This is a genomic window from Corynebacterium sp. H78 (genome assembly GCF_037572275.1).
GTDB lineage: Bacteria > Actinomycetota > Actinomycetes > Mycobacteriales > Mycobacteriaceae > Corynebacterium.
On the sequence record NZ_JBBHKX010000004.1, the window covers coordinates 1 to 11,774 of the forward strand.

Below are 11,774 nucleotides of genomic sequence, written 5' to 3' on the forward strand. Positions count from 1 at the left end.
TTCCGAACCCGGAAGCTAAGTCTGCCTGCGCCGATGGTACTGCACTCGGGAGGGTGTGGGAGAGTAGGTCGCTGCCGGCATTGTTTTTGTGGGGGTCTGGTCCTTGTGGGCTGGGCCCCCTTTTTTTGTGTGGCTACTCGAACACACAAGCGAAGGCCACGTCGTCTGGCTTCGAGGTTATACCCCTACTCCCAATTTCAGTCTTTCGATTGACCCGCTCTGAGGGGTTATATGTCCTGGTAGCAGCCTTAGTGATTACTTGTTGTGGATACGCCCCTATAGAGTCGAGGACATGAAGAAACTCTATGGCGCATCTCTGACGTACTTGATTGTTGGCCTGGCGGCTGGCGTCTTCTATCGGGAGTTCACTCGCTTCTTCGACGCCGTCGAAAAGTCGCAGTTGAATACCCTGCACACTCACTTGTTGGTGTTGGGTACGTTCTTCTTCCTTATTGCGGTCGCATTAGAGAAGCTGTTTACGCTGAGCGCGGATAAGAACTTTGGCAAGTGGTTTGTAGCTCATAACGTGGCCTTGGTGTGGACCATCGGCGCGATGCTGGTGAATGGAATTGTTCACACAACAGGCAACGGTGATTCGTGGGGCGCTGCTCAGTCGGGTGTCGTTGGTCTTGGTCATATTTTGCTGTCGGTGACCTTTGTGTGGTTCTTCCTGATGTTGAAGAAGCGGGTCAAGATCACTGAACGCGATGAGCGTCGACTTCTAAACGCGAAGTAGATATCCAGCGCGGGGTGGTTTAGCCGTTGCCCTAGTGGCAGTCGCAATCCTCTTCGAGCTCGCCCTCCCAGGCTTCGAGCCCTTCCATGATGGCAATCCCCGCAATCGCGAATGCTGCCAGCGCATCAAAGCCAGCCCACCCAGTGTAGTGAAGCAACCCAAGTCCCAACAGCGAGCTGAAGGTCATCAACAGGCAGATCTTGGTTTCGGCGGCGTCGGCCAGGATGAGTGGATCATCTAGTTGTTTACCCACGTGAAGCTTCGCCCACCAGAGCAACGGCATTACGACGGCCGACGCTACAAGTACACCTACTCCGATTACCGATGTCTCTGGATCCTTGTCGCCAAGCAATCCGCTGATTCCTTCGTAGGCCAAGTAGGCCGCGAGTAAGAAGAAAGTCACGGCTACCGCTCGGAGCGTATTATGCTCCCGATGTTTTGCGTCGGTCAGTGATTCGTCGGCAAGTCTGCCGCGGAGGCGGAGAGCAACGAGGATCGCGACGAGTGACTCGATGAAGGAGTCAAGACCAAAACCGATCATTGTGGAAAGATCAGCGGCGCGACCCGCCCACATAGATAGGCCACCTTCGGCGAGGTTGTAGACCACGGTAAAAACGGCGAGCCTCAACCCGATCGAGTTGAGGTGACGTTCTCTAGTGCTCATTTGCATGAGACCATTGTGCCATTGGCGTGTGTACCGCCCCCAGCGCTAGTCAGCAATCGCTGCGAGAGGTGGCGTCGATGCTGCCTTATGTGCAGGCCAGGCTGCCGCGAGCACGCCGACAACGGCCGAGGCAAGCAACATAATGCCGATCTGGCCCCATGGCACGATGACGTCGCCAAGTCCTTCATTCGAGAGCACGGTCAGTAGCGACCAGCCGAGAGCCAGACCCAGGCCAATACCAGTGATCGCTCCGAAGATGGCGATCTGGACGGATTCGAGGCGGATCATGCTACGGATATCACGACGTTGGAAACCAACGGCGCGGAGCATACCGATCTCTTGACGACGCTCAACGATCGACAACGCCAACGTGTTGATGATGCCCAAGATCGAAATGATCACCGCTAGGCCGAGCAGTCCGTAGACGATGCCAAGCATGACATCGATGGATTGCGTTGCCATGCCGGAGTAGTCTTCGGCATCCATGACTTGGACAACGAGGAAGTCTGCAACGGCATCTTCCAAAGCCGAGCGCTTGTTCTCAATGTCGGCGGTGCTTTCGCCAGCGACGTCGACAAGCAGCATGCGGGGGATCAGCATGTCGCGGCTTGCGTTGGCGCGATCGAGAACGGTTGGTGAGATGGAAATTGCGAGGGACGGATCGGCGGTGTCCTCGTGAATACCCGTGATAGGGATAGGGAGGACTCCCATCGGGGTAATCATGCCGACGTCATCGCCGACTTTCCAGCCCTTTTCTTTTGCCACAGTGTTGTTAATAACTGCGCCAGAATCGGGCGCGGTCAGGTCGAGAGATCCATCGATAACATGCGCGGAATACCAGAATCCAAGGTCACCGTCGAAGAAGGAAGCATTTCCAGCTTGTGGGCCACCGACAGGGCTTGTGTTTGCATCTTCGGACGCTGCGAGCGCTTCGGCTTCATCGAGGTTCATGACATTGGCCATGCCAAAGTAGCTGACCGCTGTCGTTTCGACACCCTCAACCTGATCCACTTCTGCGCGCACACCGTCTGGCATTGCGACGTGGGCGGTCATCGGCGGTGCCATGACGTAGTCAGCTTTCAGATCACTCTTCGTAAACTCGCTGACTGAATTCTTCATGGTCGCGCCGAGCATGCCGACACTCACCACGAGCGCTAGTCCCAACATCAACGCAAAAGCAGTTGCCGCAGTTCGGCGCGGGTTACGCTGCGAGTTCGTACTAGCGAGCTTGCCGACGGTGCCAAACGGCCATCCGAGCACCCTGCCTACCCCACCGACGAGAGGCTGGGACAATGCCGGGCCGATGAGCCACATGGCCACGATGGCCGCGAATGCGCCGATGCCGACGAGAGTTGCTCGTCGCCCAGTCGTGCCGTCCTCCCACAGCACCGGTGCGATCAGCAATGCTGCACCAATGAGTGCTGCAATAGTGCCGGAAATGGTGCGGACCTTGAGGTTGGATTCGGAGGTTGCATCGCCACTGCGCATCGCTTCCACCGGAGGGATTGCTCCGGCACGCGAAGCTGGTGCCCACGCTGCAACCACAGTGATGAGAACACCTGCGATCAGGGGAATGATGAACGCAGTCCACGTTGCCGTGAGCCCGCCACCAGGCATCTCGTAGCCGAAAAGCGACATGGCTTCGTACAACAGTTTGGTCAGTCCGAAACCGCCCGCGATACCGAGTATGGAACCAATCAAGCCGACGACAAATGACTCGGTGAGCACCGAACGAGTGAGCTGGCCACGGGATGCGCCGAGTGAACGGAGCAGTGCGAACTCGTTAGTACGCTGGGCAACCAACATCGAGAAGGTGTTGGAGATGATGAACATGCCCACCAACAAACCGATGAGGCCGAAGGCGATGAGGAAGTAGTTCACGAAGCCGAGTGCTTGCGAAATCACCTCGGAGTCGCGTTCGGCGAGCACCGATCCTGGTTCGACAGTGAGCGTCGGATAGGCGTCCGTTAGCGCTTTGGATACTGTTTCAGGGGTCGTCGAATCGTCGACTGATAGCGACAGTGTTTCCACGTGCTCGCCATCGGTATACATCTCGTACCACTTGTCGAGTGGGAAGACGCCACTCATCCAGCCAGTCGAATCTGCCTCGGTAGTGAAAACGCCTGACACAGTGAATTCAGCTCTGGTCTTGCTGGTCACTGCGGTAATGGTGTCGCCAACCTGCAGATTGCCAAGCCTCTCGGCTACTGCGTTGATAGCAACTTCGTCAGGACCGCGAGGCGGATGGCCAGCCGTATACGTCTGAATACTGCCGACTGCTTCCTCGGCGTCGTAATACGGAAGTCCCATGGACGGCGCACCGTTGGTCTGAATGGCCTTGCCATCCGACCCGGTCATAATTACGCCAACAGATGCAGCACCAACATTGGCTGCTTCAACACCAGGAAACTGAGAGATCTTTTCGACGGTCTCCCTATTCAGCACCATCGCATCATCGGGAGCGACGGTCGCTACGACATCGATGCCGTCGTACGCGGTGCTCAACGCACCATCGAATGCCTTATTCAGTGATGCAGTGAAGACGAATGCGCCGGCGATGAATGCCGTACCAAGGACTACTGACAGGATCGTGAGAACGAGGCGAAGCTTGTGCGCCGCGATTGATCGCAGCGACACCTTCCGCATCGTGGAGGCAGAGGTTGCCATGATGTTTAGAACTCCTCCATCTGCGACATCTTCGCAAGGATTGCATCAGCATCAGGATTACGGAGTTCGTCGACGACTTTGCCGTCGGCAAGGAAAATTACGCGATCGGAGAAGGACGCCGCGCGCGGGTCGTGTGTCACGATCACGACTGTCTGACCCATGTCGTCCACAGCCGAACGCAGAATCTCGAGTACTTCGCGTGAAGAGTTGGAGTCGAGGTTGCCGGTTGGCTCATCACCAAAGATGATGTCAGGCCTACTCACGAGTGCACGCGCACACGCGACGCGCTGCTGCTGGCCACCCGACAGCTCGCTTGGCCGATGCGATAGTCGTTCCGTCAGGCCAAGGCGGCTGGTAATTTCGTCGAACCATTCCTTATCGACGTCTCGACCAGCGATGTTCAACGGCAACGTAATGTTCTCGGCTGCCGTGAGAGTAGGGACCAAGTTGAACGATTGGAAGACGAAGCCTAGCCGGTCTCGTCGTAAAGCAGTGATTCCCTTGTCATTCAAACTGCTCAGTTCAGTTTCGCCAATGTAGGACGTGCCAGAGGTTGGCGTATCAAGACCCGCCATGCAGTGCATGAGTGTCGACTTGCCGGATCCCGAAGGACCCATGATGGCCGTGAACTGGCCCTTGTAGAACTCGACATCGACATGATCGAGGGCAGTGACGGTTGCGTCTCCGGATCCGTAGGTCTTGGTGAGACCTTGGGCGTAAGCGGCGTTGTCGATTTTTGCCGCGTGCCGAGGCGAGTACTCGGTGGACGCAGGGGTGTCGGCCATGGTGTGGACCATTCCTTTGAAATAACAGTAGTAACAGTAGTTATCTCTATTCTTCCTGGGTTAGGTCCGTGGCGCTAGAGAAAGTCAGCTCACACCAGAACAGGTCTGTCCAACCCGGCCCAACTCAGTCCAACTGCAGGGGCGCGAGAACACTCCGCGCTGACCGGAAACTGATCGGCTTGCCAGTTATCGGGTCGGTATACGACATTTCCGTGCACACAAGATGTAGTGGCAAATTCGGATCCTCGGCCTCCACGGGCAGCAGTTCGGGATACACCTGGTCCCCAAGAATCGGTGCACCCTGTTCCCACAAATGCAGGCGCAACTGGTGTGTTCGCCCTGTCAACGGGCGCAAGAACCAACGGCACAGGGGGCCGTCGGAGCCGTCGATAAGCTCCCATTTCTCGATAATCGTGTGCGCATTCGGTTCGCCGTCAATCGTGTAAGCCTGCAGTTCACCTGGAACTTTGCGTTGCCGAGTGCTGATCTGTAGAGGTGTTTCAGGCAAGGCCGTGGGCACCTCCGACAGTGCTTCGTATCGCTTCACGACGGACCCGTGCGCCGCAAAAAGCCCCTGGTACGCAGCACGAGCCTCTTTCCGAGCCGTGAAAATCAATAGCCCTGACGTCATCCGATCCAGCCGATGAGCTGGCACCAACTCCGGATTGTCCAGCTGACGCCGAAGACGCACCACCGCAGTCTCGGTGATGTGTCGCCCCTTCGGCGTGGTCGCGAGAAAAGGAGGCTTATCGACGACCACCACGTTGTCATCGCTGTACACCACAGGCATATCCCCGGCGATGACAGGCTCGATTGCAGGAACGCGGTAAAACCAGATGTCACGGCCGGGTTTCAGCACAGAGTCGGGTGAGAAAGGCTTGCCATTGGAATCAACGACAAGCCCATCGGTGAAGCGCTGTGCAATGGCGACGTGGTCGTCGTCAGGATGGCGGTGCCGTTGCCCGTAAATTGCAGCAGTTAGTAGCTCGAGAGCTGTGACCGTGGGGTCGCCACGATGTCCGGGTACACGAACACGGGACGGGTTGAGGCCGTCACGGATCGGGAGAGGAGCATTCGCCATAATCATTCAGCCTAGTGGGTCGCATCTTTTCGATACAGTGGCACCATGACGAATGCTGTTACATCAACTTCAGGATCTGTATCGGGCGATAACTCCGACATCGCGTTGTCCTTTCTCGACCTCGTACCGGTGTCAGCAGGGACTGATGCCGCCACCGCTATTGCAGCCTCGGTGCGAACCATTCAAGCGGCTGAGCAGGCGGGATACTCGCGGTTCTGGGTGGCAGAACACCACAACACAGTGAATATTGCATCGTCGGCGACGGCAGTGTTGATCGGTCATCTCGCCGGCGCTACCTCCAGCATCCGAGTCGGTTCGGGTGGCGTTATGCTTCCCAATCACGCGCCACTGCGCGTTGCGGAAGACTTCGGCACCTTAGCCACCATCTATCCTGACCGCATTGACTTAGGTCTGGGACGCGCGCCGGGCACAGATCCAATGACCGCCCGGGAGTTACGTCGCGGTCGCTCCGATGTCGCAGACTTCGCTGCCGATATTCGTGATTTGCAGCGATACTTAGCGCCCGTACGGCCCGAAGCGCACATCATTGCGTACCCGGGACAGGGCACCAATGTTCCGATGTATGTTCTCGGTTCCTCCACGGCAGGGGCGTCGGTAGCTGCCACCTTGGGCATGCCTTTTGCCTTCGCCTCGCACTTCTCGCCATTCCAGCTGGTCGAGGCGTTAGAGGTGTATCGCTCATCGTTTAACCCGGATGCTCCGACTGCGACCGTCGCAAAGCCGTATGTCATGGTGGCGACGAACACGATGGTTGCAGATACACAGGAAGAGGCGGAGTACCAGTTCTCGGTAGTGCAACAGATGTTCCTATCGCTGGGTCGGGGCGGCACACGAAAGCCATTGCCGGAGCCGACGAAGAACCCGATGGCCGGGGCAACCACGATGGAATGGGAGCGGGTAAAGGCAGTTCTGCAATGTTCTTTCACAGGAACTGCGGACGATGTGGCCACCGAAATGCGCGAGTTTGCGCGGGAGATCGAGGCGGACGAGATCATTACGACGACATACGCCCACGATCCCGAGGTCCGAATCAACTCGGTACGGGCACTCGGTGAGGCGTGGAACTCGCAGCGTTAAAACGGCCTGTTTTGCTAGCCCCGAATGTGCGGTAACACCGATGAGCTGGGATTCAGTTGTCACTTCAAGCACAGCTGTTTCGCTAAGAACCCTATTCTTTGGTGTTCTTGTTCCGCTTCACCGGGCATTGTGACTTGCTCAACATGGTTAGGGTGGAGACTGCGGGGGTAGGGTGGTAGGTAAGAATCACACACTTTGGCACCCAGTTGGACGCAGCCGAATCTGGTCGCGCGAGAACCCGACGCACGGTGCTGTACGAAGGAGGACGGAAACAATGCCGAAGCAAGACATTATTGTCTGCGCAATTGACGGTTCCGATGCATCGAAGACCGCGGTCAAGTGGGCTGCAAATACAGCTGTAAAGCGCGATGTTCCGCTGCGTCTGGTCAGCAGCTACTCAATGCCACAGTTCTTGTACGCGGAGGGCATGGTTCCTCCGCAGGAGCTTTACGACGATCTTGAGGCCGAGACCCTCGAGAAGGTTGATGAAGCGAAGAAGATTGCGCTCGAGTTTGCTCCAGAAGTTCAGGTCTCTCACCAGATTGAAGAAGGCAGCCCAATTGACATGCTGCTCGATCTGTCTGAGCAGGCGACCATGATTGTTATGGGTTCGCGTGGTCTCGGCGGATTGTCAGGCATGGTCATGGGATCCGTCTCGGCTGCAGTAGTCTCCCACGCTTCCTGCCCAGTCGTCGTTGTCCGCGAGGACAATCTGGTGACTGAAGAAACCAAGTACGGTCCGGTTGTTGTTGGTGTCGATGGCTCGGGTGTTTCTCAGAAGGCAATTGAGAACGCATTTCGTGAGGCAGATGCGCGTGGAGCTGAACTAATTGCAGTCCATACCTGGATGGATATGCAGGTTCAGGCGTCGCTTGCAGGCCTGTCTGCAGCACAGCAGCAGTGGCAGGTTGTGGAAGAAGAGCAGCATGCTCTTCTTGGTCACCGCCTTGCCGGTTGGTCAGAGCAGTACCCAGACGTAAAGGTCACGAAGGTGGTCACCCGCGATCGTCCGGTGCGTGCCCTGGCAGACGCGTCTGAGGGAGCACAGCTATTGGTCGTTGGCTCGCATGGTCGCGGTGGTTTCAAGGGGATGCTCCTGGGCTCCACCTCTCGTGCATTGCTGCAGGCAGCGCCTTGTCCGATGATGGTGGTTCGCCCAGAGTCTATGTAACGAACTCTATAAATACTGTTGCAGTATAGGAGTTGCATTAAGAGTTTAAGCCTTCAATATGTTGTCACATTGGTTGTGAAGCTTTATTGAATGTTTACCTGCACGAAAGCGTCATTCACTTAAAATGGTGTGTGACGCTTTCATTTGTGTCGAAGTAATGACTCGCAAAAGTTGCGTGATGTTACTTGTAGCTATCGGGTAGATCCGATCAGCACGACACATGATGATTGCATTTATTGTTCGCCGAATAGAAAGAGAAACACGACATGAACGAGATTTTGCTTGCTGCGTCGTCCACTCCAGCGCTCGGCTTCATCGGCTGGATCATCATTGGTGGTTTGGCTGGTTGGATCGGCTCCAAGATCATGGGCACCGATGCTCAGATGGGTATCCTGCTGAACATTATCGTTGGCATCATCGGTGGTTTCCTGGGCGGTTGGGTGCTTGGCCTCTTTGGTTTCGACGTAGCCGGTGGCGGTTTGATCTTCAGCTTCCTGACCTGCCTGTTGGGTGCAATCATCCTGCTGTTCCTGGTTGGACTGGTCACCAAGCGCCGTCGCTAGTACGAGACAACTAGACTGCCTAGCCTGATACGGCAGGACTAAGGTAACTCAGCCCCTTGCCTTCGCGAAGTGCGAAGGGAGGGGGCTTTTTGCTGTCCACAGGGTTTTTCCTGTGATAGTCGGTGGTCGATAGCAGCATGGCATACAGTCGTACTGATAAAGACAGATTTGTCCATTGTAGAATGGCAACAGTTGATAAAACTGTAATCGAGAACGAGGAGCAGACGTGGCGGACGAGCCTGCGAAGGGTAAGACGGCCAAAGGTGGTCGAGCCACATCTCGGCGTCGAAATCGCCCCAGCCCCCGAGAACGATTGCTAACAGCTGCCACGGATCTCTTCACTACCGAAGGCATTCGTGTCATCGGTATCGATCGAATCTTGCGTGAGGCGGACGTCGCCAAGGCTTCCTTGTACTCGCTATTCGGATCCAAGGACAAGCTAGTCATCGCTTATCTCGAAGACCTGGACAACAAGTGGCGCGAAAGCTGGAACAAGCGAGTTGCCACCGTCGATACGCCAGAAGAAAAAATTCTCGCGTTTTTTGATTTGTGTATTACGGAGCAGCCGGGAATCGATTTCCGGGGCTCCCATTTTCAGAATGCCGCGAGTGAATACCCGAAGCCGGAAACGGAGTCGGAGCAGAATATTCGAGAAGCTGTCGCTAATCACCGGATGTGGTTGTGGGAACAGATCCGCGAATTGCTGACTCAGAAGGAATGTAACAAGCCGTCACTTCACGCGAACATGCTTATGTTGTTCCTTGATGGTGGCCTCGCTGGCGCCAAAATGTCGAAGGACCTGACGCCGCTGCAAACCGCCCGCGATCTTGCTCGTGATCTGATTTATAGCGAACACTAATTTCTAAAACTCATTCATTCTACTGTTCATTTCCGGAATCGTTTCCATTGCGATTCTTCACGACCCCGCATCGCGAGGGTCTTTTTCTTTACGACGGCAGCCAGTGAGCGACCTGCCCACATGACGTATTGAACGCTTTTCTTCTTACGTAGCCATGTCGCGACCCGAGAATGTGGTGTTCGCTGCGGTATCGGAAATACATGTGACGACTGCAGAAGTTCAACAGTGAAGTCTGCCTGGGGAAGTGTTGCGATCGGCGCTTGGTCACACAAGTCGGGTAAGAAGTGCTGTTCGCGAGGACGCATGAGCGCCACCGCGAATCGGAATTTTTGCACTTTGAGATTGCGAGCTGCTTCCGCGGCTACTTCGTCGTCATGCTGTTTCTGAAGTTCGGCAAGCTCTGCACGGGCGGGTGCAGAAAAACTCGAGCGCCATGTTAAATGCCGTTTGCGACGAGCAATAGAAATGCGACGACGTTCCATTATGCGTTGGGACGAACGATGGTGAATAAATTTCTCGGAAAGCGGATATTTCCGCTCAATATAAATTGTCAAAAGTACATTCTGAATAAGCGTCCATAAATTATTGCATACCCAATAGATAATTAGTGCTAGTGCTACTTTTCCGAAAACTCCCATTGTGAGGATGAAGATCGGAGATACGAATAGCATGACCAACATGAACCGAGACATTCTGCGCGCAAAAGGGCGTGAGTAGTCGTAAGTGCTCCCGTAGCGACGTAGAGAGACCGCGAGGTTGATGGTGGTAAACAGGGCTGCGCACACGATCAACGGCAGGATGACATCGACAACCTGCTGGCGCGAGGTTGCGAATTGCGCCAATGCGGTAGAGGGCATCGACATTGATGCGGATAACGGCACTCCGAGTAACTCAGATGTGGCGAACTCGGACACTTCAGCGGTGGAAAGGAAACCAACTCCATGTGGTCCCGCATGGACAATCCTGCGTAACAGTGAGTACAACCCGATGATGACAGGGAGCTGAATCAGTGGAGTGGTGAGGGCACCAGAGAGACTGATGTTCTGAGATCGCTGTAAGTCGGCAATTGCCCATTGCTGATATGCAGGGGCAAGGGGATCGCCGCTATGGCGATAGCGACGTCTAATAGCATCGATGTCGGGACGCAGATTGGCGCTTTGACGTGCGATGACGTACTGCTTGATGCTAAGTGGCGCAATCAGTGCTCGAACAGTAACGAGCAGTGAGATGATCGACAGTAGCCAACTACTTGAAGGGCTGACGGAAGTTAGTCCGGTATATAAAACATGCCACGCTTTCAGTACGCCTGAAACCGCGAGGATGAGAGGCTCAAGCATTGACTGAAAGCGTGGCTATGGATGCTGCCAGCATGAGGCAGTAAGGCAATTAAGCCTTGTCGAAAGCGTCGATAATGTTCTTCGGTAGAGCGCCACGGTCGGCGACCTGGTAACCATTCTCGCGGGCCCATTTGCGAATCATGTGATTACGCTCGCGAGCGCGACGGGAAGCTGCGCCAGCGGTCGTGCGACGGTTGCGAGCGACGTTGGCATCTTCGTCAATAGAAGCCGCGTCGATGTATGGCTTCATCGTCTCTGTGAACTTCTCTGCATTCTCGACCGACAAATCCATGACGTAGTTTTGGTTGTTAACGCTGAAGCGGACAACGCGAAGATTGTCAGCGCTCAGCTGAGTGCCGTCAATATCGTCGATGTACTGAATTACTTCTTTACGCGCCATTTGTGAGTAGACCTCCGTCGAAATTCTTGCAATCGATTCAGGGGATGAATATTGCACGTACTGAACCTCCACGCAGTGGGTGTGTACCGCGTGCATTGCTTTGCCTGAATTGATTTATTCCGAGCAGTTGTTGAGTACATGCTCGAGATTACGTCAATGTAGCCGAGTTCAGTGACAGATTCAACGAAACCGACAATGGTAGGGAAGTAGAAGTGGGTCTAAGTCAATGCGAAATGAGGCTTTTCGGGCGACGATGCCAATATCTCGCGATAATTTAGGTGAATAGCGATTAGCGAGTTCGAGCGCTTCGCTGATCCAAAATTGTAGTGGTAGTGAAAAGATAAATAAACCCACCTTCACCTGCGAAAATGAAAGTGGGTTTACAGTGAATTGAGCACTGTCAAGGATTAAGT

11 protein-coding genes and 1 rRNA gene are annotated in these 11,774 nt (G+C 55.1%); 6 read left to right on the forward strand and 6 right to left on the reverse strand.

The genetic code is table 11. The features are described from left to right. Together rrf and WG934_RS08060 are read left to right on the forward strand one after the other, a co-directional pair. Window positions 1-80 (forward strand): 5S ribosomal RNA (rrf, locus tag WG934_RS08055); the annotation flags it as partial. Between the two features lie 212 nt (window positions 81-292). Next, window positions 293-736: a DUF2871 domain-containing protein gene (locus tag WG934_RS08060; RefSeq protein WP_339989643.1), complete on the forward strand. Its 444-nt coding sequence runs from the start codon at window positions 293-295 to the stop codon at window positions 734-736. 31 nt (window positions 737-767) lie between these two features. Here WG934_RS08060 and WG934_RS08065 read toward each other — a convergent pair whose 3' ends face one another. The 4 genes from WG934_RS08065 to WG934_RS08080 all read right to left on the reverse strand — a co-directional run bounded on the left by WG934_RS08065 (window position 768) and on the right by WG934_RS08080 (window position 5,933). Then, a complete protein-coding gene (locus tag WG934_RS08065; RefSeq protein WP_339979666.1) occupies window positions 768-1,400 on the reverse strand; it encodes a cation transporter in 633 nt (210 codons plus the stop codon). 45 nt (window positions 1,401-1,445) lie between these two features. Beyond that, entirely contained in the window at window positions 1,446-4,067 is a 2,622-nt protein-coding gene (locus WG934_RS08070) for an ABC transporter permease (protein ID WP_339989645.1), read from the reverse strand. 5 nt (window positions 4,068-4,072) lie between these two features. Continuing rightward, window positions 4,073-4,852, reverse strand: a complete 780-nt coding sequence (locus WG934_RS08075; protein ID WP_339979669.1) for an ABC transporter ATP-binding protein — start codon at window positions 4,850-4,852, stop codon at window positions 4,073-4,075. A 124-nt stretch (window positions 4,853-4,976) separates the two neighbouring features. After that, entirely contained in the window at window positions 4,977-5,933 is a 957-nt protein-coding gene (locus tag WG934_RS08080; protein WP_339989646.1) for a pseudouridine synthase, read from the reverse strand. A 45-nt stretch (window positions 5,934-5,978) separates the two neighbouring features. On the opposite strand from WG934_RS08080, the gene WG934_RS08085 reads away from it, so the two are divergent. From WG934_RS08085 to WG934_RS08100, 4 genes are all read left to right on the forward strand, one after another. Continuing rightward, on the forward strand, window positions 5,979-7,031 hold the full coding sequence (locus tag WG934_RS08085; protein ID WP_339989648.1) for an LLM class flavin-dependent oxidoreductase: 1,053 nt from the start codon (window positions 5,979-5,981) through the stop codon (window positions 7,029-7,031). Window positions 7,032-7,305: 274 nt separating this feature from the next. After that, on the forward strand, window positions 7,306-8,202 hold the full coding sequence (locus tag WG934_RS08090) for a universal stress protein (protein ID WP_339979674.1): 897 nt from the start codon (window positions 7,306-7,308) through the stop codon (window positions 8,200-8,202). A 266-nt stretch (window positions 8,203-8,468) separates the two neighbouring features. Next, window positions 8,469-8,765 (forward strand): GlsB/YeaQ/YmgE family stress response membrane protein, encoded by a 297-nt coding sequence (locus tag WG934_RS08095; protein WP_339979675.1) that lies wholly within the window; start codon window positions 8,469-8,471, stop codon window positions 8,763-8,765. Between the two features lie 226 nt (window positions 8,766-8,991). Next, entirely contained in the window at window positions 8,992-9,624 is a 633-nt protein-coding gene (locus tag WG934_RS08100; protein ID WP_339989650.1) for a TetR/AcrR family transcriptional regulator, read from the forward strand. Between the two features lie 26 nt (window positions 9,625-9,650). On the opposite strand, the gene yidC is transcribed toward WG934_RS08100, so the two are convergent. Both yidC and WG934_RS08110 read right to left on the reverse strand, forming a co-directional pair. Beyond that, window positions 9,651-10,961, reverse strand: coding sequence for a membrane protein insertase YidC (gene yidC, locus WG934_RS08105; RefSeq protein ID WP_339979678.1), 1,311 nt, complete (start codon window positions 10,959-10,961; stop codon window positions 9,651-9,653). Between the two features lie 49 nt (window positions 10,962-11,010). Beyond that, the gene (locus tag WG934_RS08110) at window positions 11,011-11,361 is read right to left on the reverse strand and encodes a histone-like nucleoid-structuring protein Lsr2 (RefSeq protein WP_339979679.1); all 351 of its coding nucleotides are present in this window, start codon (window positions 11,359-11,361) and stop codon (window positions 11,011-11,013) included. Window positions 11,362-11,774 lie beyond the last annotated feature (413 nt).